At 56.5% G+C, this 23,351-nt stretch carries 19 protein-coding genes; 13 read left to right on the top strand and 6 right to left on the bottom strand.

Going from position 1 to position 23,351, the window contains the following annotated elements; all coding sequences use genetic code 11:
• Positions 1-55: 55 nt before the first annotated feature.
• On the bottom strand, positions 56-616 hold the full coding sequence (gene nudE / locus ACOTX5_RS14105) for an ADP compounds hydrolase NudE (RefSeq protein ID WP_003861622.1): 561 nt from the start codon (positions 614-616) through the stop codon (positions 56-58).
• Positions 617-943: 327 nt separating this feature from the next.
• Between nudE and ACOTX5_RS14100 the strand changes: the two genes are divergently transcribed.
• The 4 genes from ACOTX5_RS14100 (at position 944) to hslO (ending at position 5,131) form a co-directional block, all read left to right on the top strand.
• Positions 944-3,082 (top strand): intracellular growth attenuator family protein, encoded by a 2,139-nt coding sequence (locus tag ACOTX5_RS14100; protein WP_045910898.1) that lies wholly within the window; start codon positions 944-946, stop codon positions 3,080-3,082.
• Positions 3,083-3,146: 64 nt separating this feature from the next.
• Positions 3,147-3,830, top strand: coding sequence for a GMP/IMP nucleotidase (yrfG, locus tag ACOTX5_RS14095; RefSeq protein ID WP_000550486.1), 684 nt, complete (start codon positions 3,147-3,149; stop codon positions 3,828-3,830).
• A complete protein-coding gene (hslR, locus tag ACOTX5_RS14090) occupies positions 3,827-4,228 on the top strand; it encodes a ribosome-associated heat shock protein Hsp15 (protein ID WP_045910899.1) in 402 nt (133 codons plus the stop codon). The genes yrfG and hslR overlap by 4 nt, the downstream gene beginning before the upstream one ends.
• Positions 4,229-4,252: 24 nt before the next feature.
• Positions 4,253-5,131: an Hsp33 family molecular chaperone HslO gene (hslO, locus tag ACOTX5_RS14085; RefSeq protein ID WP_023304550.1), complete on the top strand. Its 879-nt coding sequence runs from the start codon at positions 4,253-4,255 to the stop codon at positions 5,129-5,131.
• 122 nt (positions 5,132-5,253) lie between these two features.
• Here the strand turns inward: hslO and ACOTX5_RS14080 are convergent, their stop codons facing one another.
• Positions 5,254-7,011 (bottom strand): DUF4153 domain-containing protein, encoded by a 1,758-nt coding sequence (locus ACOTX5_RS14080; protein WP_045910900.1) that lies wholly within the window; start codon positions 7,009-7,011, stop codon positions 5,254-5,256.
• A 376-nt stretch (positions 7,012-7,387) separates the two neighbouring features.
• On the opposite strand from ACOTX5_RS14080, the gene pckA reads away from it, so the two are divergent.
• The gene (pckA, locus tag ACOTX5_RS14075) at positions 7,388-9,004 is read left to right on the top strand and encodes a phosphoenolpyruvate carboxykinase (ATP) (RefSeq protein ID WP_015571439.1); all 1,617 of its coding nucleotides are present in this window, start codon (positions 7,388-7,390) and stop codon (positions 9,002-9,004) included.
• Between the two features lie 91 nt (positions 9,005-9,095).
• Here the strand turns inward: pckA and envZ are convergent, their stop codons facing one another.
• Together envZ and ompR are read right to left on the bottom strand one after the other, a co-directional pair.
• Entirely contained in the window at positions 9,096-10,442 is a 1,347-nt protein-coding gene (envZ, locus tag ACOTX5_RS14070; RefSeq protein WP_003861615.1) for a two-component system sensor histidine kinase EnvZ, read from the bottom strand.
• Positions 10,439-11,158 carry a two-component system response regulator OmpR gene (ompR, locus tag ACOTX5_RS14065; RefSeq protein WP_001157751.1) on the bottom strand — a complete coding sequence of 240 codons (720 nt, stop codon included), beginning with the start codon at positions 11,156-11,158 and terminating at the stop codon, positions 10,439-10,441. The genes envZ and ompR overlap by 4 nt, the downstream gene beginning before the upstream one ends.
• Before the next feature lie 228 nt (positions 11,159-11,386).
• On the opposite strand from ompR, the gene greB reads away from it, so the two are divergent.
• From greB to feoC, 5 genes are all read left to right on the top strand, one after another.
• A complete protein-coding gene (greB, locus tag ACOTX5_RS14060; protein ID WP_045910901.1) occupies positions 11,387-11,860 on the top strand; it encodes a transcription elongation factor GreB in 474 nt (157 codons plus the stop codon).
• 87 nt (positions 11,861-11,947) lie between these two features.
• Positions 11,948-14,278: a Tex family protein gene (locus tag ACOTX5_RS14055; protein WP_015571440.1), complete on the top strand. Its 2,331-nt coding sequence runs from the start codon at positions 11,948-11,950 to the stop codon at positions 14,276-14,278.
• 319 nt (positions 14,279-14,597) lie between these two features.
• Positions 14,598-14,825, top strand: a complete 228-nt coding sequence (gene feoA / locus ACOTX5_RS14050; protein ID WP_015571441.1) for a ferrous iron transporter A — start codon at positions 14,598-14,600, stop codon at positions 14,823-14,825.
• Positions 14,826-14,855: 30 nt separating this feature from the next.
• Positions 14,856-17,174, top strand: a complete 2,319-nt coding sequence (feoB, locus tag ACOTX5_RS14045) for a Fe(2+) transporter permease subunit FeoB (RefSeq protein WP_015571442.1) — start codon at positions 14,856-14,858, stop codon at positions 17,172-17,174.
• An 11-nt stretch (positions 17,175-17,185) separates the two neighbouring features.
• Positions 17,186-17,422 carry a [Fe-S]-dependent transcriptional repressor FeoC gene (gene feoC, locus ACOTX5_RS14040; protein WP_017384148.1) on the top strand — a complete coding sequence of 79 codons (237 nt, stop codon included), beginning with the start codon at positions 17,186-17,188 and terminating at the stop codon, positions 17,420-17,422.
• Here feoC and bioH read toward each other — a convergent pair.
• The gene (bioH, locus tag ACOTX5_RS14035) at positions 17,397-18,179 is read right to left on the bottom strand and encodes a pimeloyl-ACP methyl ester esterase BioH (protein ID WP_017693858.1); all 783 of its coding nucleotides are present in this window, start codon (positions 18,177-18,179) and stop codon (positions 17,397-17,399) included. The genes feoC and bioH overlap by 26 nt on opposite strands.
• Positions 18,180-18,215: 36 nt before the next feature.
• On the opposite strand from bioH, the gene gntX reads away from it, so the two are divergent.
• From gntX to gntT, 3 genes are all read left to right on the top strand, one after another.
• The gene (gene gntX, locus ACOTX5_RS14030; RefSeq protein ID WP_023304553.1) at positions 18,216-18,896 is read left to right on the top strand and encodes a DNA utilization protein GntX; all 681 of its coding nucleotides are present in this window, start codon (positions 18,216-18,218) and stop codon (positions 18,894-18,896) included.
• 61 nt (positions 18,897-18,957) lie between these two features.
• Entirely contained in the window at positions 18,958-19,533 is a 576-nt protein-coding gene (gene nfuA, locus ACOTX5_RS14025) for a Fe-S biogenesis protein NfuA (RefSeq protein WP_003861601.1), read from the top strand.
• Between the two features lie 305 nt (positions 19,534-19,838).
• Positions 19,839-21,155: a gluconate transporter gene (gntT, locus tag ACOTX5_RS14020; protein ID WP_017384145.1), complete on the top strand. Its 1,317-nt coding sequence runs from the start codon at positions 19,839-19,841 to the stop codon at positions 21,153-21,155.
• 111 nt (positions 21,156-21,266) lie between these two features.
• Here the strand turns inward: gntT and malQ are convergent, their stop codons facing one another.
• The gene (gene malQ / locus ACOTX5_RS14015; protein ID WP_045348705.1) at positions 21,267-23,345 is read right to left on the bottom strand and encodes a 4-alpha-glucanotransferase; all 2,079 of its coding nucleotides are present in this window, start codon (positions 23,343-23,345) and stop codon (positions 21,267-21,269) included.
• Positions 23,346-23,351: the final 6 nt, after the last annotated feature.

The raw sequence follows: 23,351 nt of genomic DNA, 5'->3' as shown, positions 1-23,351 counted from the left end.
GCCTACAACGTCAATGCAAAACGGCAACCTTCGGTTGCCGTTTTTAATGGTGGCGCTACAAACGCCCCTGTCCCTTCAGCCACTCCCGCACCAGGAACAGTGCGCTCACGTTGCGCGCCTCGTTAAAGTCAGGATCTTCCAGCAAATCCATCAGATGAGCCAGCGGCCAGCGAACCTGCGGTAGCGGTTCCGGCTCGTCTCCTTCCAGCGATTCAGGATAGAGATCTTCCGCGACAACGATGTTCATTTTGCTGGAGAAATAGGACGGCGCCATGCTCAGCTTTTTCAGGAACGTCAGCTCTTTCGCGCCAAAACCGACCTCTTCTTTCAGCTCCCGGTTTGCCGCTTCAAACACCGTTTCGCCCGGGTCGATCAGTCCTTTGGAGAAGCCCAGCTCGTACGATTCTGTGCCCACGGCGTATTCACGAATGAGGATCAGGTGCTCGTCGACGATGGGCACAATCATCACCGCTTCACGCGAGGAGGGGCGCATGCGCTCATAAACACGACGCACACCGTTGCTGAACTCCAGATCCACGCTTTCGACATTAAACAGACGCGATTTCGCGACGGTTTCAACATTCAGAATGGTGGGCTTTTGTAAGGGTTTGGTCATCTTGACGGGTCTTTGCTGGGTGAACTGGCTTTATTGTGCGATACGCCGCACGGTTTCGGCAATGTCAATTGCTCTTTATTTACATTTATGCAACGTAATTGAATGCGATTCTCATTTCAAAACAAATGTCAAGAGGTTGAAATGTTTCCAGGAATTTGCTGATATCGCGCCGGAACAGGCTTTGTTATCATTACCGGTCACTGGGATGCGCGTCAACATGCTCAAGTTAGACTCCATACTTGCCGATAGCCGACCACAGAATCTCATTCATTGTACAAAAGGTGCGACTGACAACACCTGTAAGAAGATAAGTAAGATGGGGAAAGCATGAGCACCATTTTGATTTTTCTCGCTGCTGTGCTGGCCTGCGCGTCGATTGCGGTGTGGGTATTCAGGCGCCGCGTACATCGCCGTTATCGGCTGCCCTTTTTGAACGCGTTTGCCGGGGCAAACACGCGCAAGCTTTCGCCAGAGGAACGCAGCACCGTTGAGCAGTATCTCGACACGCTGAACCGATCCCGGCTTTCGCCTGGCCCTACCGGTGCCAGCGCCGCCCCCGTATCGCTCAACCTGAACGCCCAAAGTGACACCGTTCTGTGCGTAACGCGCTCCATTACCCGCTACGGTATTACAACCGACGATCCCAACAAGTGGCGTTACTATCTCGACTCTGTTGAAGTGCACCTGCCTCCCTTCTGGGAGCAGTATATTAACGACGAAAACAGCGTCGAGCTCATCCATACCGATACGCTGCCGCTGGTTATCTCCCTCAATGGTCATACTCTGAGCGAATATGTTCAGGAAGCGCCACGCTTTGCGCTGGAACGCGCAAGCGGAACGCAGGCCTCTATTCGCGGTGAAGAGACTGAGCAGATCGAACTGCTGAACATCCGCCAGGAGACGCATGAAGAGTACGTCCTGAGCCGCCCGGATGGCATTCGCGAAGCGGTGTTGATTGTCGCCTCGTTCCTGCTCTTTTTCATCTGCCTGCTGACGCCGGACGTGTTTGTTCCGTGGCTCGCGGGTGGCGCAGTACTGCTTCTGGCCGCCGGGCTGTGGGGCATATTTGCTCCGCCGGCAAAAACGTCATTACGCGAAATTCACTGCCTGCGCGGAACCCCAAAACGCTGGGGACTGTTCGGTGAGAACGATCAGGAACATATCAACAATATCTCGCTCGGGATCATCGATCTTATCTATCCGCGCCACTGGCAGCCGTGGATTGCGCAGGACCTTGGCCACAAAACGGATATTGATATCTATCTCGACCGCCACGTTGTACGCCAGGGGCGCTACTTATCCCTGCACGACGAAGTGAAAAACTTCCCGCTTCAGCACTGGCTCCGCAGCGCGATGATTGCCGGTGGTGCCGCGTTAATCTTCGTCATGCTGCTGCTCTTCGTGCCGCTGGATATGCCGATTAAATTTACCCTGTCGTGGATCAAAGGGGCGCAAACTGTGGAAGCCACCAGCGTACAGCAGCTCGAAGAAGCGGGTGTACGCGTGGGAGATACGTTGCGCCTCAAAGGCACCGGGATGTGTAATATCCACACGCCGGGCGCCTGGAACACGCGCCAGAACTCGCCGTTCGCGCCGTTCGACTGCTCTCAGATCATCTGGAATGACGCCTCTCCGCTGCCGCTGCCGGAATCGGATGTGGTCAACAAGGCCACTGCGCTCACCCAGACGATTAATCGCCAGCTCCATCCAAAACCGGATGATGATTCTCGCGTCAGCCCTGCCCTGCGTTCGGCTATTCAGAAGTCGGGCATGGTACTGCTGGATGACTTTGGCGAAATCGTCCTGAAAACAGAGGATCTCTGTTCCGCCCAGGATGACTGTATCCGGCTCAAGAACGCGCTGGTCAACCTCGGCAACAGCAAAGACTGGGACGCGCTGGTGAAACGCGCCGAAGCGGGACGCCTGGACGGTGTGAACGTGCTTCTGCGTCCGGTCAGCGCCGAGTCGCTGGATAACCTTGTGGCGACCTCTACCGCCCCCTTCGTGATGCGTGAAACCACCCGTGCCGCCCAGGCGCTTAACAGCCCGGCGCCGGGCGGTTTTGTGATTGCCAGCGATGAAGGCAGTGACCTGGTGGATCAACCTTATCCGCAGGTTTCGCTGTATGACTATCCTGCCCAGGAGCAGTGGAGCGAATTCCAGCGTCTGGCGCAGATGCTGATGCAGACGCCATTCAGCGCGGAAGGGATCGTCACCACCCTCTTTACCGACGCCAACGGCACGCGTCATATTGGCCTGCACCGTATGCCGGATAGCGCTGGCCTGTGGCGCTATATAGGGACATCCCTGCTGCTGATTGCAATGCTGGCGTGCATTGTCTGGAACGGTTATCAGGCCGTACGCCGCTATCAGCGTTCCCGCACGCGGCTGGCAGAAATCCAGGCCTACTACGAAAATTGCCTGAACCCGAAACTGATCTCCTCTTCCGAGAGCCTGATCGGATAACGTCCCTGCGCGACAAGTTGTGCTACCCTGTCGCGCACGTTTCTTCTGGCTGGAGTTCCCCCTTATGCATCTTAATATCGACTGGCAGGCGGTCGATACCGTCCTGCTTGATATGGACGGCACGCTGCTTGATCTCGCCTTTGATAACTATTTCTGGCAAAAGCTGGTCCCGGAAACATACGGTGAACAGCAGGGGATCTCCCCGGCGGAAGCGCAGGAATTCATTCGTTCGCAATATAGCGCGGTGCAGCATACGCTAAACTGGTACTGTCTTGACTACTGGAGCGAGCGACTCGGTTTGGATATTTGTGCCATGACCACCGCCCAGGGCGCACGCGCCGTACTGCGCGACGATACGGTCCCGTTCCTGGATGCGCTGAAAGCCTGCGGTAAGCGCCGCATTTTGCTGACGAATGCGCATCCCCATAACCTGGCCGTGAAGCTGGAACATACCGGTCTTGCTTCACACCTTGATTTATTGCTTTCCACCCACACATTTGGTTATCCGAAAGAGGATCAGCGGTTGTGGCATGCCGTGGTGGAAGAGACCGGTTTACAGCCGGAACGCACGCTGTTTATTGACGACAGCGAGCCGATTCTGGATTCTGCGGCCGCTTTTGGCATTCGCTATTGTCTGGGCGTGACCAATCCGGATTCCGGCCTGGCTGAAAAAAGCTATCTGCGACATCCGGGGCTGAACGACTATCGCCGGATGATCCCCTCACTCACCGTGAAGGAGACGCCATGAAAGAAAAACCCGCTGATGGGGTAAGACTGGATAAATGGCTGTGGGCCGCCCGTTTTTACAAAACGCGCGCCCTTGCCCGTGAAATGGTTGATGGCGGAAAGGTGCATTACAACGGTCAGCGCAGCAAACCGAGCAAGCTGGTTGAACTGAATGCCACGCTAACGCTTCGCCAGGGCAACGATGAGAAAACGGTGGTGGTGAAAGCCATTACCGAGCAGCGGCGGCCCGCAACCGAAGCCGTTTTGCTGTATGAAGAGACGGCCAAAAGCATAGAGAAGCGCGAGAAAACCGCGCTGGCGCGCAAGATGAATGCGCTGACCATGCCTCACCCGGACCGGCGACCGGATAAAAAAGAGCGCCGCGATCTGATGAAATTTAAACACGGTGAGAGCGAGTAACCCTCACCTGCACGAGAGATGAAAATGGCCCAACACGACCAATTACACCGCTATCTGTTTGAACAATTCGCCGTGCGCGGCGAGCTGGTCACCGTATCCGAAACCTGGAAACAGATTCTGGAAAACCACAACTACCCGCTGCCGGTGAAAACCCTGTTGGGCGAACTGCTGGTTGCCACCAGCCTGCTGACCGCCACGCTGAAGTTCGCTGGCGATATTACCGTTCAGTTGCAGGGTGATGGCCCGATGTCGCTGGCGGTGATCAACGGCAATAACCAGCAGCAGATGCGCGGCGTGGCGCGCGTTCAGGGCGATATCCCTGAAAATGCGGATCTGAAAACGCTGGTCGGAAATGGCTACCTGGTTATCACGATCTCGCCTGAAGAGGGTGAGCGCTATCAGGGCGTTGTCGGTCTGGAAGGCGACACGCTTGCCGCCTGCCTGGAAGATTACTTCATGCGTTCCGAACAGCTGCCAACCCGCCTGTTCATCCGCACCGGTGAAGTGGATGGTCAGCCTGCTGCCGGTGGTATGCTGCTTCAGGTTCTGCCTGCGCAGGATGCGCAGACCAATGATTTCGAGCATCTGGCAACGCTGACGGAAACCATCAAAGCGGAAGAGCTGTTCACCCTGTCGGCGACCGACGTGCTGTGGCGTCTGTACCACGAAGAAGAAGTGACGGTTTACGATCCGCAGGATGTGGAATTTAAGTGCACCTGCTCTCGCGAGCGTTGTGCTGGCGCCCTGAAAACGCTGCCGGATGAAGAGATCGACAGCATCATGGCGGAAGACGGTGAGATCGATATGCACTGTGATTACTGCGGTACGCACTACGTGTTCAATTCCATGGATATCGCGGAGATCCGCAATAACGCCTCTCCGGCGGACCCGCAGGTTCACTAAGCTCTGAGCCTGTTGCCCGGCGGCGCTATGCTTGCACGGGCCTACAATGAATTGTGCAATTTTTTGATATGATTGCTAATTGTAGGCCGGGTAAGCGTAGCGCCACCCGGCAAGAAAAAGCACTAACGCCACTGCGCATTATTGTAACTGTCGTAGCTCATATCGACACGCTCCCCAAAAATCTCAATATCCGCCCAGGGCTTCACGACAGATTTCACTTTCCTCTGCCTTAATGCGCGGTCAAGTTCTTCTCTGGTCAACGCCTCCGGCATTTTCCACGCGTCCCCGGCGATCCTCCAGCCCGTGTTGGTTTGTGTGTAAGCCACGATCCTGCGATCGGTAAATTGAAATAGCACGGCTTCCGGCTTGCCGTCGCTGTTAAGATCCAGCGGCATGAGTAAACAGTTTCTCTGGGCGCTATCGCAGCTCTCAAAGCGATACTGATTGCTGAGCATGGCTCGCCACAATGCCTTATCAGGACGGGCCATTCCCGGTGCGAGCTGGATCTGTTTTTCCAGCATCGCGGCGGTCATCTTACCTGCTCCGCCAGCGTTCCCGGAGAGAAGACCATTTATTTCACGCTGGCGTTTTGGGTTTGAGATAAACTGTGGATCATTTTGCAGCATTTGCATCGCCTCTCGCCCCTTTCGTCCGGTATTGCTGAGCATATACAGGCTTACCTGGTCTGCGTTTATTCTGCCATCCTGATAACGCGCCATATGGCTTTCAACGCTGATACGCCAGGGATCAAGCACCGGTGTATAGACCAACACCAGGAAGATCAGCGCCAGTAATCCGGTAGCCGGAGTGATATGAGCCTGGAGCCTTTGTGGATCCCGACGGTAAAAAAGTACGCTAAGACAGAATCCTACCGTCCAGACCAGCGCCACTATCGTAATCAGCACACCGTACAGACGCTCCGGTGACCAGCCATACTGTGCGATGCGCAGCCAGAGCGCCCAGCCCGCCAGGACGGGATACGCAGGAGCGATAATCACGGCAAGATGAATCATTCCTCGCAGGGGAGAGAAGTAAGGCAGCTTTTGACGTTGTGGGTGCCATACGACAGTCACCAGCAATAACAGCAACAGCGCCAGCGTCGTCAGTAAGCCCGCAGCCGAGATCCGTGCTGAAACAGCCTCTAAGCCAACGAAGGGCAATATGCCTATAAAGAGCAGCGCCAGCGCAGCCATCAGTGGAAGCAAACCTGTCGCGATAAGCGTAAGGAGATTTTGCAATGCCAGAATCAGCCGAACCTGCATACGCGCAAGTACTGCCGCGCTGGCTGAAACCACGCCAATCGCCACTGAAATAAACCAGTCAGAATTAAAGAAAAGCCGATCAAAAAAAGAGATGCCAATGAGTTTAAAAAGCTCAGCCCAGAGGAAAAGCACCAGCCAGAACAGCCCATTCGAGACAAAAACAAGAAGAAATGTCAGCGCGTTATGCCAGTTTTTATCGTTGAAATCGCGGTAGAAAGCGTCCGTCGGTGCGGTCTCAAGGCGTCGCTGAAGCCATGGCAACAGGAGAAGCGTCATCAGGAGCAGATGAAAACCGAAAAGGAGCACCGCATTTCTGGTATCCCAGTTGTCCAGCCCCGCAACGCTCCACTTAAGCCAGCCGCCCATCCCCGCGACTGCCGCGCCAATTATCCCGAGTGACAGCCACAAAAATGGCTTTCTGAATGACGTCAGGGCAAGCGACAACGTGGTTGTCATTACCACGGTGGCAGGTACTACACACATCAGCCACAGCGTATCCGATGGCAATTTTGCGTACTCGATATACCACGTGATTACATAGCAAATTACGCCCTGTAAAGCCCCCGCCAGCACGACGGCTACGCGCGTTGAAGGGGATAACGCCTCACGGTTTTCCATTTCTCATCCCTTGTTCATGAAAAATCTATTGTCTCATCAAAGCAAAACTCTGGCCCCCACCTCAAACTCTGAAAATAGCTGACCCAAGAGACCTGAATCGTTTTCCCAATGTAACCCTTACGTAATTTTCTTACATGTATGCGATTACATTCACATTCTTCTGGATAAATTCACCAGAGATTAACCTTTTAAGAACATTTTCCCCATCCAAAAAGCGATTCCTGCGATAATCTGCCCGCCCTGTGACTGGAGTCGCAGCGTTTTCCGTTAGTAAGGGTTTTGACCAGATACGTAAATCTATGAGCCCCGTCGCGGTTAACATCCCCAGAAAAACCCTACAATTTCAGGCAGTACATATTGGCTAAGGAGCAGTGATATGCGTGTTAATGGTTTAACCCCGCAAGATCTCAAGGCTTATGGTATTCACGACGTCCAGGAAGTGGTCTACAACCCCGATTACGATACGCTGTATCAGGAAGAGCTCAATCCGGCACTGGAAGGATACGAGCGCGGTGTGTTGACGAACCTGGGTGCTATCGCCGTCGATACGGGTATTTTTACCGGTCGTTCGCCTAAAGATAAGTATATCGTCCGAGACGACACCACCCGCGATACGCTGTGGTGGGCTGATAAGGGCAAAGGGAAGAACGATAACAAACCGCTCTCCCCGGAAACCTGGCAGCATCTGAAAGGACTTGTCACCCATCAGCTTTCCGGCAAGCGTCTGTTTATTATTGATGCGTTCTGCGGCGCTAACGCCGACACCCGTCTCTCCGTACGGTTCATTACTGAAGTGGCCTGGCAGGCGCATTTCGTGAAGAACATGTTCATTCGTCCGACCGATGAAGAACTGCAAGACTTCACCCCTGACTTTATCGTGATGAACGGCGCGAAATGCACCAACCCGCAGTGGAAAGAGCAGGGTCTTAATTCCGAAAACTTTATCGCCTTCAACCTGACCGAGCGTATCCAGCTGATCGGCGGTACCTGGTACGGCGGCGAAATGAAGAAAGGGATGTTCTCAGTCATGAACTACCTGCTGCCGCTGCGCGGTATCGCCTCCATGCACTGCTCGGCGAACGTCGGGGAAAAAGGCGATGTAGCAGTGTTCTTCGGCCTTTCCGGCACCGGTAAAACAACGCTGTCCACCGATCCAAAACGTCGTCTGATTGGCGACGATGAACACGGCTGGGATGATGACGGCGTGTTTAACTTTGAAGGCGGCTGCTACGCGAAGACCATTCGCCTGTCGGAAGAGGCAGAGCCGGATATCTACCACGCGATTCGCCGCGATGCGCTGCTGGAAAACGTCACCGTGCGTGCCGATGGTTCTATCGACTTCGACGATGCCTCGAAAACGGAAAACACCCGCGTCTCTTACCCGATCTACCACATCGAGAACATCGTCAAGCCGGTATCGAAGGCGGGTCATGCCACGAAGGTGATTTTCCTGACCGCGGATGCGTTCGGCGTGCTGCCACCGGTTTCCCGCCTGACCGCCAGCCAGACGCAGTACCATTTCCTCTCCGGCTTTACCGCTAAACTGGCGGGTACCGAGCGCGGTGTGACCGAGCCAACCCCAACCTTCTCCGCCTGTTTCGGCGCGGCGTTCCTGTCGCTGCACCCAACGCAGTATGCGGAAGTGCTGGTGAAACGCATGCAGGCATCCGGCGCCCAGGCGTACCTGGTGAACACCGGCTGGAACGGTACGGGCAAACGTATCTCCATCAAAGATACACGCGCCATCATCGACGCGATTCTGGATGGTTCGCTGGATAACGCCGAGACCTTTACGCTGCCGATGTTCGATCTGGCGATCCCAACAGCGCTGCCGGGCGTGGATACGCGTATCCTGGATCCGCGTAACACCTACGGTTCACCGGAACAGTGGCGTGAGAAGGCTGAATCGCTGGCGAAACTGTTTATCGAAAACTTCGAGAAGTATACCGACACCCCGGCCGGTGCTGCGCTGGTGAGTGCGGGACCAAGGTAAAAGCAAAAAGGCAACGAAAGTTGCCTTTTTTAATGTTTTCTCCCTCTCCCCGTGGGAGAGGGCCGGGGTGAGGGAATCAGGCCCCCCTTTTTTAGCTCTCTTTCACCTGCCCCCGTAAAACCGGCACCGGTAACCACGCACGAATGCTCAAACCGCCCCGCTCGCTGGTGCCAATTTCCAGCAGTCCGTTATGGTTATCAACAATACGCTGCACAATCGCCAGGCCTAAGCCGGTTCCGCTGGTGCTGCGCGCGCTGTCGCCGCGCACGAACGGCTGGAACAGGTGCTTACGCTGCTCAGGCTTGATGCCCGGGCCATCGTCTTCCACCTGGAACCAGGCGCGGTTGAGTTCCGTACCGCTGCTGACTTTGATCCAGCCGTTGCCGTACCGCGCCGCGTTGACCACCATATTCGCCACCGCGCGTTTAATGGAGAGCGGATGCATACGTACCTGAATCTCACCTGCCTGAAGGTCGGTCGCAATTTCACGTTCGTAGCCGCTTTCGGCAGCAACCACTTCGCCCAGAACTGCGTTCAGATCCGCCATCTCCATCGGCATCTCCTGCCCGGTGCGCAGGTAGTCGATAAACTGCTCGATGATGGCGTTACACTCTTCGATATCCTTGTTGATGGACTCTGCAAGATAACCATCCTGCTCGCCCATCATCTCTGTTGCCAGCCGGATACGCGTCAGCGGGGTGCGAAGGTCATGGCTGACCCCCGCCATCAGCAGCGTACGGTCGTCCGCCAGCTGTTTAACGCCTGCCGCCATGTGGTTAAACGCACGCGTTACCGAGCGCACTTCCGATGCGCCATACTCACGCAGCGGCGGTGGGATAATACCTTTACCGACCTGCAATGCCGCATGCTCCAGGTCGACCAGCGGTCGGTTCTGGATACGAATAAACAGCCATGCGCCGCCAATGGCCAGCAGCATGATCGCCAGGGTGTATCGGAACAGCGGCGAGAAGTCGCCCTGATGAATCTCGGTGAGCGGAACGCGCACCCAGATGTTAGGTGACAGCCAGGTTTTCAGCCAGACAACCGGCGAGCTTTTATTGACCTCAACGCGCACTTCCGTCGGGCCGCCAAGCTGCTGCGCCATCTGCTGGCTAAGGAATTCATAGTGCTGCGCCCAGCGCAGGCCGGCATCTTCCGCCGCTTCGTTCGAGTAGAGAGAAATGCCCAGCTCACGGTAGATTTCCCGACGGAACGCCGGGGGAACAACCAACTGCGTGCCGTCCTCCAGTTGCAGTTTGTCGGTCATCAGCATACGCACTTCGTATGCCAGCACCTTATTAAACTGCTGAAGGCTCGGCAGGATTGCAAAGTTCAGCACCACCAGGTAGGTCGTCACCAGACTGACAAACAGCAGGGTGACGATCAATAACAGCGTGCGGGCAAACGAACTTCGCGGCGAGAAGCGCATTCGCCTCATGCTTTAGAGCCGTCCGGGACAAACACGTAGCCCAGACCCCACACGGTCTGAATATAACGAGGATGCGCCGGATCTTCTTCCACCATGCGGCGCAGACGAGAGATCTGCACGTCGATAGAACGCTCCATCGCGGAGTATTCACGACCACGCGCCAGGTTCATCAGCTTGTCACGGGAGAGCGGCTCACGCGGGTGGCTGACCAGCGCTTTCAGCACTGCGAACTCGCCGCTGGTGAGCGGCATTGGCTCATCTTCACGGAACATCTCACGGGTGCCGAGGTTCAGCTTGAACTTACCGAATGCAATGACGGCCTCTTCCTGAGACGGCGCGCCCGGCAGTTCGTTCGCCTGACGACGCAGCACGGCGCGAATACGCGCCAGCAGTTCACGCGGGTTAAACGGCTTTGGAATGTAGTCATCAGCGCCAATCTCAAGGCCGACAATACGGTCAACTTCTTCACCCTTCGCCGTCACCATGATGATCGGCATCGGGTTGCTCTGGCTACGCAGACGGCGGCAAATAGAGAGCCCGTCTTCGCCAGGCAGCATCAGGTCCAACACCATCAGGTGGAAGGATTCACGCGTCAGCAGACGATCCATCTGTTCCGCGTTCGCGACGCTACGAACCTGGAAGCCCTGCTCGGTCAGATAACGTTCCAGCAGCGCACGCAGGCGCATGTCGTCATCTACGACCAGAATTTTGTAGTTCTCTTGCATTGTGTGTACTCCCAAAGGTTCGGATAAGCCTGGAACAGCGTATTCTAAAAAAGTGCACGGGTTCGACCAGCAAATTCTGGTATAAATTCTAGACGAAATTGTTACAAAGCATATTTAACAGCAGCTTATCTGTTCATTTCATCACATAAATCATTATTAATCTTGTCTGTTACACTGTGCGCTACGTATTGTGCGCAAAGACAGTTAACCGGCATTAAAGGCTGCACCATGAAAACGCCTCTGATCACCCGTGAAGGGTACGAGAAACTCAAAAAAGAGATGGATTACCTGTGGCGCGAAGAGCGTCCGGAAGTGACCAAAAAAGTCACCTGGGCAGCAAGCCTGGGCGACCGCAGCGAGAATGCGGACTATCAGTACAATAAAAAGCGGCTGCGCGAAATCGATCGCCGGGTACGCTACCTGACGAAGTGCCTCGAGAATCTCAAAATTGTCGATTACTCCCCGCAGCAGGAAGGTAAAGTCTTCTTCGGCGCGTGGGTCAAAATTGAAAACGACAGCGGCGACACCCTGCGTTTTCGTATCGTCGGCTACGATGAAATTTTCGGTCGTAAGGATTACATTTCTATCGACTCACCCATGGCCCGCGCCCTGCTGAAAAAAGAGGTAGGCGATTTAGCCGTTGTCCAGACGCCTGCGGGTGAAGCAAGCTGGTACGTCAACGAAATCGAGTATGTTAAATAGTCCGAGAGCGCCCTCCCCGGCTGGCATTTTTTGGTGTCAGCCCGTATAACTATCCCCCTGATTTTCGATCCACAAGATGAACTGACCATGATGAAAGAGTCGCTCTGCCGCATTATTGCGGGTGAACTTCAGGCCAGAGCCGAACAGGTAGAAGCTGCCGTTCGCCTGCTTGATGAAGGGAACACCGTGCCGTTTATTGCACGTTATCGTAAGGAAGTCACCGGCGGTCTGGATGACACGCAGCTGCGAAACCTGGAGACCCGTCTGGGCTATCTGCGCGAGCTGGAAGACCGACGTCAGGCGATCCTCAAATCTATCGGCGAGCAGGGCAAGCTGACCAGTGACCTGGAAAAAGCCATTAACGGTACCCTGAGTAAAACCGAGCTCGAAGACCTCTATCTGCCGTACAAACCGAAGCGCCGCACGCGCGGGCAGATTGCGATCGAAGCCGGCCTTGAGCCACTGGCCGATCTGCTGTGGAACGAGCCGTCTCACGATCCGGAAACCGAAGCCGCCAAATTTATCGACGCCGATAAAGGCGTAGCGGACACCAAAGCTGCGCTGGACGGCGCGCGCTATATTCTGATGGAGCGCTTCGCCGAAGACGCGGCGCTGCTGGCCAAAGTGCGTGATTACCTGTGGAAGAACGCGCATATCGTCTCCACCGTGGTGTCCGGCAAAGAGGAAGAAGGCGCGAAATTCCGCGACTACTTCGATCACCACGAACCCATTTCTACCGCGCCGTCTCACCGCGCGCTGGCGATGTTCCGCGGCCGTAACGAAGGCGTGCTGCAACTCTCCCTGAATGCCGATCCACAGTTTGACGAGCCGCCAAAAGAGAGCCACTGCGAGCAGATCATTATCGACCATCTGGGCCTGCGCCTGAACAACGCCCCGGCGGACAGCTGGCGCAAAGGCGTGGTGAGCTGGACCTGGCGCATCAAGGTGCTGATGCACCTCGAAACCGAGCTGATGGGCACCGTGCGCGAGCGCGCCGAAGACGAAGCGATCAACGTCTTCGCCCGTAACCTGCACGACCTGCTGATGGCGGCGCCAGCTGGCCTGCGCGCCACCATGGGTCTCGATCCGGGTCTGCGTACCGGCGTGAAGGTGGCCGTGGTTGACGGCACCGGCAAGCTGGTTGCCACCGACACCATTTACCCGCACACCGGTCAGGCAGCGAAAGCGGCTGTCGTCGTCGCCGCGCTGTGCGAGAAGTACAACGTTGAGCTGGTTGCCATCGGTAACGGTACGGCGTCCCGCGAAACCGAACGTTTCTATCTCGACGTGCAGAAGCAGTTCCCGAAAGTGACGGCGCAGAAAGTGATCGTCAGCGAAGCGGGGGCATCGGTCTACTCCGCCTCTGAGCTGGCAGCGCAGGAGTTCCCGGATCTGGACGTTTCCCTGCGCGGTGCGGTCTCTATCGCCCGTCGTTTGCAGGATCCGCTGGCGGAGCTGGTGAAGATTGACCCGAAATCCATCGGCGTGGGCCAGTATCAGCACGACGTGAGCCAGACGCAGCTGGCGCGCAAGCTGGATGCGGTAGTGGAAGACTGTGTTAACGCCGTCGGCGTGGACCTGAACACCGCTTCCGTTCCCCTGCTGACCCGCGTGGCGGGCCTGACCCGTATGATGGCGCAGAATATCGTCGCCTGGCGTGATGAGAACGGTCAGTTCCAGAACCGCCAGCAGCTGCTGAAGGTGAGCCGTCTGGGGCCAAAAGCATTTGAGCAGTGCGCGGGCTTCCTGCGCATCAATCACGGCGATAACCCGCTGGATGCCTCTACCGTTCACCCGGAAGCCTATCCAGTTGTCGAGCGTATCCTGGCCGCCACCCGGCAGGCGCTGAAAGACCTGATGGGCGACAGCAGCGCGCTGCGTAACCTGAAAGCGGTGGATTTCACCGACGAACAGTTCGGCGTGCCGACGGTCACCGACATCATCAAAGAGCTGGAAAAACCGGGCCGCGATCCGCGCCCTGAGTTTAAAACCGCGACCTTTGCTGAGGGCGTAGAAACCATGAACGACCTGCTGCCGGGCATGGTGCTGGAGGGGGCGGTAACCAACGTCACCAACTTTGGCGCGTTTGTGGATATCGGCGTACATCAGGATGGTCTGGTGCATATCTCTTCCCTCGCCGACAAGTTCGTTGAAGATCCGCACACCGTGGTCAAAGCGGGCGACATCGTGAAGGTGAAAGTGCTGGAAGTGGATCTCCAGCGCAAGCGTATTGCCCTGACCATGCGTCTGGACGAGCAGCCGGGCGACACTAACGCGCGCCGTGGCGGTAATGGCGGTGGCCGTGAACAGCAGCGTCCGGCAGCGAAAGCCGCGAAGCCACGCGGACGTGACGCACAGCCGGCGGGCAACAGCGCGATGATGGATGCGCTGGCAGCGGCGATGGGTAAGAAACGCTAATGCTGTAAATGCCCGGTGGCGCGACGCTTACCGGGCCTACGGTTTTGTAGGCCGGGCAAACGCAGTGCCGCCCGGCAAGCAGGCCGCAGGGAATTAAAATAAATATGTTGTATCCATATTTAAACCACGAATTATCACCTCATTAACAAATAGCCCTCTTTTTATTTTCACCTCAATTTCGAAAATATTGAGCAAGGTCAAGCAGACCGCAAATTAATACGATTAACAACATCCCGTCACATTTTTATTATTGCTGATAAAAACTATTCTCATTATCATCGCAGTGTAGATTATTTAACCTATCGTGGAATCAGGCGCTATGCAATTCACTCCAGACAGTGCGTGGAAAATTATCGGTTTTACCCGTGAGATAAGCCCGGCCTATCGGCAGAAGCTCCTGTCACTGGGCATGCTACCCGGCTCATCATTCCAGGTTGTGCGCGTTGCGCCGTTGGGCGATCCAGTTCATATCGAAACCCGACGCGTTAATCTGGTTCTGCGTAAAAAAGATCTCGCATTAATTGAAATTGAATCTTTATCCCGTTAACAAGCCAGCGGTTTCAGTGAGTCTACTACAATGAAAAAATTAACTATTGGCTTAATTGGCAATCCTAATTCCGGCAAGACAACCTTATTTAATCAGTTAACTGGCGCACGCCAGCGTGTGGGAAATTGGGCAGGCGTGACGGTGGAACGCAAAGAAGGCCAGTTCACCACGACAGATAATCAGGTCACGCTGGTTGATTTACCGGGGACCTATTCCCTCACCACGATTTCATCCCAGACCTCTCTCGATGAGCAAATTGCCTGCCACTATATTCTGAGCGGCGACGCGGATCTGCTTATCAACGTAGTGGATGCCTCTAACCTCGAACGAAATCTGTATCTCACGTTACAGCTGCTGGAGCTGGGTATTCCCTGCATCGTGGCGCTTAACATGCTCGACATCGCGGAGAAGCAAAAGCTGCGCATCGACGTCGATGCCCTCTCCGCCCGTCTGGGCTGCCCGGTGGTTCCGCTGGTTTCTACCCGCGCGCGCGGCATTGACGCCCTGAAGCTGGCGATTGACCGCCACACGGGCAATGCCGACGTCGAACTGGTGCACTACGCCCAGCCGCTGCTGCGCGAAGCCGGGCAGCTGGCGCAGGAGATGGATAACAGCATGCCCGCCAGACAACGTCTGTGGCTTGGCCTGCAAATGCTGGAAGGCGATATCTACAGCCGCGCCTACGCAGGCGATGCGGCGGATAAGCTGGATGTCGCACAGGCTCGCCTTAGCGACGAGCTGGATGACCCGGCCCTGCACATTGCGGATGCGCGCTATCAGGCCATCGCCGCTATCTGTGACGTGGTCAGCAATGCATTAACCGCTGAACCCAGCCGCTTCACCGCCGCCGTGGATAAGATTGTGCTCAACCGCTTCCTCGGTTTGCCGATCTTTTTACTGGTGATGTATGTGATGTTCCTGCTCGCCATTAACATCGGCGGTGCATTACAACCTATCTTTGATGGCGGCTCTGTCGCTATCTTCGTGCACGGTATTCAGTGGCTGGGCTACACCCTCCACTTCCCGGAATGGTTGACCATCTTCCTTGCGCAGGGGATCGGCGGCGGGATCAATACCGTCCTGCCGCTGGTGCCGCAGATCGGCATGATGTACCTGTTCCTCTCCTTCCTTGAGGATTCCGGTTACATGGCGCGCGCCGCCTTCGTGATGGACCGCCTGATGCAGGCGCTGGGGCTGCCGGGCAAATCCTTCGTGCCGCTGATTGTCGGCTTTGGCTGTAACGTGCCGTCAGTCATGGGAGCGCGTACGCTGGATGCCCCGCGCGAACGCCTGATGACCATCATGATGGCGCCGTTCATGTCCTGCGGCGCGCGGCTGGCGATCTTCGCGGTCTTTGCCGCGGCGTTCTTTGGTCAGGAAGGGGCGCTGGCCGTCTTCTCCCTGTATGTGCTGGGTATCGTGATGGCTATTCTCACCGGCCTGATGCTGAAGCACACCATCATGCGTGGCGAAGCGTCGCCGTTCGTGATGGAACTGCCGGTTTATCACGTTCCGCATCTGAAAAGCCTGATTATTCAGACATGGCAGCGCCTGAAGGGCTTCGTTCTGCGCGCCGGTAAGGTGATTGTGGTGGTCAGCATTTTCCTGAGCGCCCTGAACAGCTTCACTCTGAGCGGCCAGGCCGCGGACAACATTAATGACTCTGCCCTGGCCTCCGTCAGCCGGATCATTACGCCGGTCTTCAAACCGATTGGCGTTCAGGAAGACAACTGGCAGGCAACCGTGGGCCTGTTCACCGGCGCGATGGCAAAAGAGGTGGTTGTCGGCACCCTGAACACGCTTTACACCGCGGAAAACATCCAGGAAGAGGAGTTTAATCCGGCAGCGTTCAACCTCGGCGATGAACTGCTTGGCGCGGTGGAAGAAACCTGGCAGAGCCTGAAAGACACCTTCAGCCTGAGCGTACTGGCGAACCCGATTGAAGCCAGCAAAGGCGACGGCGAAATGGCGACCGGAGCAATGGGCGTGATGGGCCAGAAATTTGGCAGCGCGTCGGCGGCCTACAGCTACCTGATCTTCGTCCTGCTCTATATTCCGTGCATCTCGGTCATGGGCGCCATTGCCCGTGAGTCCAGCCGCGGCTGGATGGGCTTCTCCATTCTGTGGGGGCTGAACATTGCCTACTCGCTGGCGACCGTGTTTTATCAGGCCGTCAATTACAGCCAGCATCCGCGCTACAGCCTGGTCTGTATCCTCGCGGTGATCCTGTTTAACGTGATGGTGATTGGCCTGCTGCGCCGGGCGCGTAGCCGCGTTGACGTTAACCTGCTGGCAACGCGCAAAACCCCGACGACCTGCTGTAGCAGCCCTGCGGGCGACTGTCACTGAGGGGAAAAAAGATGGCATCGTTGATTCAGGTTCGTGACTTACTGGCGTTACAGGGACGAATGGAGGCGAAGCAGCTCAGCCTCAGCCTGCATACGCCGCAGCCGATGATCGATGCCATGCTGGAAAGGCTGGAGGCCATGGGGAAAGCCGTGCGCATTCAGGAAGAGCCGGACGGTTGTCTGTCCGGCAGTTGTAAGAGTTGTCCTGAAGGTAAAGCCTGTCTCAGGGAGTGGTGGACGCTTCGCTGATAAAACCGGACAGCGCCGAACAAAACTCAGCAGGATGAGAGATGAACGGCGCATGTGCCGCTTTGGCAACCACCATTGATTTACTCTCCGGCCACAGCGCATCCAGCAGCGGAACCACCTTGCGCGGAACCAGTCCATCCAGATAGCCATAAATACGCAGATGCGGCACCGTTAACGACGCCAGCGGCTCGCGCAGATCGACCGTTTTCAGGATTTCCAGCCCTCCGTTCAGCACCTCAACCTCCGGCATCGGCAGAGAAAGCACCGTCTGCTTCAGCGTCCGCGCATCCTGACGGGCGGTTTCTGTTCCCATCGTCTGTAATGCCAGGAAACGCTCCACCGTCCGCTGGAAGTCTTCGCTCAGCTGATGCTGGAACCCGGCCAGCACCTCAGGTTTGATGCCCGGCCACGCCTCGCGGGCGCTGAAACAGGGTGATGAGGCAACGGTGATCAGCGCCTGGACCCGCTCAGGATGGCGCAGCGCAATCTGGCTTGCCACCAGCCCCCCCAGGCTCCAGCCGAGCCAGACGGCTTTTTGCGGCGCCGCTTCCAGAACCTGCTCCGCCATGTCGTCGAGCGTCATCGCGCCGTAGCCGTGGCTGCGGCCATAGCCCGGTAGATCCACCAGGTGTACCGTGAATTGCGAGGCCAGTTCCTCACTTATGCAACGCCACACTTCGGCGTTCAGTCCCCATCCGTGCAGCAGCACAAGATGACAATTTCCCGTCCCAACGGTCTGCCACCACAGCGTCTTCATCAGTTAACGTTCTCTTTTTTCACATGGAGGTTGCGTATGCTAACAGTGCCCGGCTTGTGCTGGCTATGCCGAATGCCACTTGCGATGAGCGCGTGGGGCGTCTGTTCCGTTTGTACGCGAGCACTGGGTTACCTGAAGGGCTGTCCGCAATGCGGCTTGCCTGCCGTAAGCCAGACGCTCCCCTGCGGCCGTTGCCTGAAAAAAGCGCCGCCGTGGAGCGCGCTGGTGGCGGTGGATGATTACGTTTTGCCGCTGAGTCGTCTGGTTCATCAGTTTAAGTTTTCCAGCCAGACTGCACTGGCGCAGCCCCTGGCACGCCTGTTGTTACTGGCGGTATTACAGGCGCGAAGAACGCGCGGGCTGCCGCCGGTCGACACGCTTGTGAACGTGCCACTGTTTCAGCGTCGGCACTGGCGGCGGGGATACAATCAGAGCGACCTGCTGTGCCGTCCGCTCGCCCGCTGGCTGGGTTGCCGGTACCCCGCCTCTGCGCTGAAACGTACTCATGCCACTGCCGTTCAGCACCGGCTCAACGCCCGGTCGCGCAAAAGGAACCTGAAAAACGCCTTTCGCCTTGAATTGCCGGTCAACGGCCTCCATATCGCGATTGTGGATGATGTCGTCACCACGGGCAGTACCGTGGCTGAACTTTCCCGACTGCTTTTGCAAAGCGGCGCCGCGTCAGTTCAGGTATGGTGTCTGTGCCGTACCTTGTAGCCCTTCTTCAATGGGCGTATGATTATACCCAGGTAATTTAGTCAACTATTAGGCCAAAGCTATGATCCGTATTTCCGATTCTGCACAAGCGCACTTTGCCAAACTGCTGGCAAATCAGGAAGAAGGGACGCAGATCCGCGTGTTTGTGATCAATCCAGGCACTCCGAATGCAGAATGTGGTGTCTCTTATTGTCCTCCGGATGCTGTGGAAGCAACTGACACTGCCCTTAAATTTGAACAGCTCACCGCGTACGTTGATGAGCTGAGCGCGCCGTATCTTGAAGATGCGGAGATTGATTTCGTCACTGACCAGCTGGGTTCTCAGCTGACGCTGAAGGCGCCAAACGCGAAGATGCGTAAAGTTTCTGACGATGCCCCGCTGATGGAGCGTGTGGAATATCTGCTGCAATCGCAGATCAACCCGCAGCTGGCCGGCCACGGGGGACGTGTTTCCCTGATGGAAATCACCGAAGATGGTCTGGCGATCCTGCAATTCGGCGGCGGCTGTAACGGCTGCTCCATGGTTGATGTAACCCTGAAAGAAGGGATCGAGAAGCAGCTGCTGAACGAATTTCCGGAACTGAAAGGCGTGCGCGATCTGACCGAGCACCAGCGCGGCGAGCACTCTTACTACTGATTCAGTCCCCGTCTGTATTGCCCGGTGGCGCTGCGCTTACCGGGCCTACTTTTTCTTGCCTCCCCCTCTGTATGTTGACCTGCGTCTCATAATTCAAATTTTGCCTCCCTGGGTGATTCTCAATCACCGCATGTTACCCGTATCATTCTCGTGGGCACTCAACACCCTTATAACAGCCGACTAAACTTAACGTTTTCGCAGGCATCAGTATGAGTGCCGTTAACACTCTGTTCCCAGTTGGGACAACCGGAATTTGTCGTTGAAACAATGACGTTACCCATAACAATTCAAAGGCCAGGTCAATCATGCCATTAGTCATCGTCGCTATCGGTGTTGTGTTATTACTGCTCTTGATGATCCGCTTCAAAATGAACGGATTTATCGCTCTGGTTCTGGTGGCACTTGCAGTCGGTCTGATGCAGGGAATGCCGCTGGTTAAAGTTATCAGCTCCATTAAAGCCGGTGTCGGCGGTACGCTCGGCAGCCTGGCGCTGATCATGGGCTTCGGCGCCATGCTCGGTAAAATGCTCGCGGACTGCGGTGGCGCACAGCGTATTGCCACCACGCTGATCGACAAATTTGGTAAGAAGAACATTCAATGGGCGGTGGTGTTAACCGGTTTTACCGTCGGTTTCGCGCTGTTCTATGAAGTGGGCTTCGTGCTGATGCTGCCGCTGGTGTTCACCATCGCCGCTGCCGCCAACATCCCGCTGCTGTTCGTGGGTGTGCCGATGGCTGCGGCGCTGTCCGTCACCCACGGTTTCCTGCCGCCGCACCCGGGCCCAACGGCTATCGCCACCATCTTCCATGCCGATATGGGTAAAACCCTGCTGTTTGGTACGATTCTGGCGATCCCGACGGTGATTCTGGCAGGCCCGGTGTATGCGCGCTTCCTGAAAGGCATTGATAAGCCTATCCCGGAAGGGCTGTATAGCGCCAAAACCTTTACTGAAGAAGAGATGCCAGGCTTTGGCGTCAGCGTCTGGACCTCACTGGTACCGGTGATCCTGATGGCGATGCGTGCCATAGCAGAGATGGTTCTGCCGAAAGGTCACGCGTTCCTGTCCGTTGCGGAGTTCCTGGGCGACCCGGTGATGGCGACGCTGATTGCGGTCCTGATCGCCATGTTCACCTTCGGTCTTAACCGTGGCCGTTCCATGGATCAGATCAACGACACGCTGACCTCTTCCATCAAAATCATTGCCATGATGCTGCTGATCATCGGCGGTGGCGGCGCGTTCAAGCAGGTGCTGGTCGACAGCGGCGTGGATAAATACATCGCGGCCATGATGCATGAAACCAACGTCTCCCCGCTGCTGATGGCATGGTCTATTGCCGCGGTGTTGCGTATCGCGCTGGGCTCTGCGACCGTTGCGGCGATTACCGCGGGCGGTATCGTTGCGCCGCTGATTGCGACCACGGGCGTCAGCCCTGAGCTGATGGTTATCGCGGTTGGTTCCGGTAGCGTGATTTTCTCCCACGTGAACGATCCGGGCTTCTGGCTGTTCAAGGAGTACTTCAACCTGACCATCGGTGAAACCATCAAGTCCTGGTCCGCGCTGGAAACCATTATTTCGGTGTGCGGTCTGGTCGGGGTGCTGCTGTTGAATATGGTGGTTTGATGTATTAAGTCGGGTGGCGGCTATGCCTTACCCGACCTACTTAATGCACGTAGGCCCGGTAAGCGTTAGCGCCACCGGGCAATAAAAAACCCGCCACTGGCGGGTTTTTTATCACTTCTTCGCGGCTGCTTTTCGCCGTTTATCCAAATCCTTAATCAACCTGTTCACCCCGTCATCGGCAAACATCGCTTCAAGCGTTGTGGACAGCTTGCGACGCCAGTTTTTGTACTGATAGCTGGTGCCGGGGATGTTTACCGGCTCCGCCATATCAATCCAGTCTTCCGGTTGCAGACCGAGCAACGCGCTGTTGCTGTCGGCAATATAGCGCTGTAAGCCACGGTTAAGCGTTGGCGTCATCGACATCAGCGACGCCTTATGCCCGGCGCGCTTCGGCAGACAGCCATGCTTATGCAGCGCATCCAGCAACCCCTGCTTCGCCAGCTCGCGATCCTGATACAGCCCACGCAGAACCTCTTCATCCGGGTAGAGACCCAGCGTTTTGCCGAGCGTCAGGTCGCCGCTTTCCCAGTAGCCTCTGAGCGTAGGAAGATCATGCGTCGTCGCGACTGCCATTGACTGTTCAGGGTACGCTTTCGGCGCGCGGAAGGTTTTCTCATGGTCGTTTTCAAAATAGAGCACTTTGTAGGAGTAAACCCCGCTGTCGCGGAGCTTGCTGACAATTTCCACCGGCACGGTACCGAGATCTTCGCCAATCACCATGCACTGATGACGTTTACTCTCCAGCGCGAGGATTGAGAGCAGGTCGTCCACCGGATACTGCACGTACGCCCCGTGGTCAGCCGTTTCACCGTACGGGATCCACCACAGGCGCAGCACGGACATCACGTGGTCGATACGCAACGCGCCGCAGTTCTGCATGTTAGCGCGCAGCAGGTCGATAAACGGCTCGTAGGCACGCGCCGCCATCACGTGCGGATCCATCGGCGGTAAGCCCCAGTTCTGACCAAGCGGGCCCAGAATATCCGGCGGCGCCCCCACAGAAGCTTTCAGGCAGTAAAGTTCACGGTCACACCAGGTTTCCGCCCCGCCTTCCGCCACGCCGACGGCCAGATCGCGATACAACCCGATCGGCATGTTATAGCCCTGGCTCACCTGCCAGCAGGCGGCAAACTGGCTGTACGCCAGCCACTGCAACCAGAGATAGAAATCCACTTCGTCGGCATGCGTCTCACAGAATGCCTTCACTTCCGGGGTATCAACGGACTGATAGGCTTCCGGCCACACCGGCCAGCCCCAGCGCATCTCGTCCTCCTGAACCTGATACGCATGCAGCGCATCAAACGCTGCCTGCCAGTAAAGGCTCTCGCCTTCCTGCATCACAAACTGGCGGAAGGCTGCCATCTGCTCGTCGTCACGCTTCGCAAAGCCCTTCCAGGCCAGACGCAGAGCCGCCATTTTCAGCGCGGTAACGGAGGCGTAATCAACCCAGTCCGCATCGCGGGCCTGTTTCAGCAGCTGTTGCGTGGTCTCAAGCTTCCACCACGCCTGCGCCTCTTTGCTGTTTTTGAAATCGTCTAACGCGTTAACGTCGATGTAAATCACGTTCAGCCAGCGACGGGAAGACGGGCTGTACGGGCTGGCGCTTTCCGGATTCGCCGGATAGAGGGCGTGGATCGGGTTGAGGCCGATGAACGCGCCGCCGCGCTCACCAACAGATGCCAGCATCTTTTTCAGATCGCCGAAATCGCCGATTCCCCAGTTGCTGTCCGAACGCAGGGTATAGAGCTGCACGCAGGCGCCCCACAGCTTTTTGCCTTCACGCAGCGCCTGCGGCTCATAGCAGCGCTTTGGCGCCACAATCACCCGACAGTGAAAACGCTGGTCGTCCCGGGTCAGCGTAAGCGTGTGGTAGCCCTCCGGCAGCTTCGCCGGAAGGTTGAGGGTTTTGCCGCCGGTGGCATGGCCTTTGTGCTGATGCCCCTCTTCGGTGGTGAGCAGCCAACTGAACTCGCCGCGCCCTTCCACCGCCAGCGGCATCTTTTTGCCTGCGGTAAAGACCTTGACGTTCGGCACCGGCGCACCCGACGCTTTCGCGTCGGTTTTGTGCATGGCATCCAGCAAACGTCTTTTGGTGTCCGCACCAATAGACTGCGGTTTGCCGTGCGCATTGATGTAACTGAGGCTAATTCCCGCCGCCTGCGCGGCACTGTCCAGACGTTTACTCTCCATCGCGCT

Origin of the sequence: Enterobacter cloacae complex sp. IR5441 (assembly GCF_049238215.1) — a bacterium.
Classification (GTDB): Bacteria; Pseudomonadota; Gammaproteobacteria; order Enterobacterales; family Enterobacteriaceae; genus Enterobacter; species Enterobacter hormaechei_C.
The sequence above is the reverse complement of the archived record's forward strand: the minus strand, read 5'-3'. Positions and strand labels throughout refer to the sequence as shown.

Coding starts and splice junctions, on each gene's coding strand:
- ACOTX5_RS14100 (WP_045910898.1), top strand. CDS start 944: ATGAGCACCATTTTGATTTTTCTCGCTGCTGTGCTGGCCTGCGCGTCG.
- feoA (WP_015571441.1), top strand. CDS start 14,598: ATGCAATTCACTCCAGACAGTGCGTGGAAAATTATCGGTTTTACCCGT.
- malQ (WP_045348705.1), bottom strand. CDS start 23,345: ATGGAGAGTAAACGTCTGGACAGTGCCGCGCAGGCGGCGGGAATTAGC.
- pckA (WP_015571439.1), top strand. CDS start 7,388: ATGCGTGTTAATGGTTTAACCCCGCAAGATCTCAAGGCTTATGGTATT.
- feoB (WP_015571442.1), top strand. CDS start 14,856: ATGAAAAAATTAACTATTGGCTTAATTGGCAATCCTAATTCCGGCAAG.
- ACOTX5_RS14080 (WP_045910900.1), bottom strand. CDS start 7,011: ATGGAAAACCGTGAGGCGTTATCCCCTTCAACGCGCGTAGCCGTCGTG.
- hslR (WP_045910899.1), top strand. CDS start 3,827: ATGAAAGAAAAACCCGCTGATGGGGTAAGACTGGATAAATGGCTGTGG.
- bioH (WP_017693858.1), bottom strand. CDS start 18,179: ATGAAGACGCTGTGGTGGCAGACCGTTGGGACGGGAAATTGTCATCTT.
- ACOTX5_RS14055 (WP_015571440.1), top strand. CDS start 11,948: ATGATGAAAGAGTCGCTCTGCCGCATTATTGCGGGTGAACTTCAGGCC.
- gntT (WP_017384145.1), top strand. CDS start 19,839: ATGCCATTAGTCATCGTCGCTATCGGTGTTGTGTTATTACTGCTCTTG.
- nudE (WP_003861622.1), bottom strand. CDS start 616: ATGACCAAACCCTTACAAAAGCCCACCATTCTGAATGTTGAAACCGTC.
- greB (WP_045910901.1), top strand. CDS start 11,387: ATGAAAACGCCTCTGATCACCCGTGAAGGGTACGAGAAACTCAAAAAA.
- hslO (WP_023304550.1), top strand. CDS start 4,253: ATGGCCCAACACGACCAATTACACCGCTATCTGTTTGAACAATTCGCC.
- ompR (WP_001157751.1), bottom strand. CDS start 11,158: ATGCAAGAGAACTACAAAATTCTGGTCGTAGATGACGACATGCGCCTG.
- yrfG (WP_000550486.1), top strand. CDS start 3,147: ATGCATCTTAATATCGACTGGCAGGCGGTCGATACCGTCCTGCTTGAT.
- feoC (WP_017384148.1), top strand. CDS start 17,186: ATGGCATCGTTGATTCAGGTTCGTGACTTACTGGCGTTACAGGGACGA.
- nfuA (WP_003861601.1), top strand. CDS start 18,958: ATGATCCGTATTTCCGATTCTGCACAAGCGCACTTTGCCAAACTGCTG.
- envZ (WP_003861615.1), bottom strand. CDS start 10,442: ATGAGGCGAATGCGCTTCTCGCCGCGAAGTTCGTTTGCCCGCACGCTG.
- gntX (WP_023304553.1), top strand. CDS start 18,216: ATGCTAACAGTGCCCGGCTTGTGCTGGCTATGCCGAATGCCACTTGCG.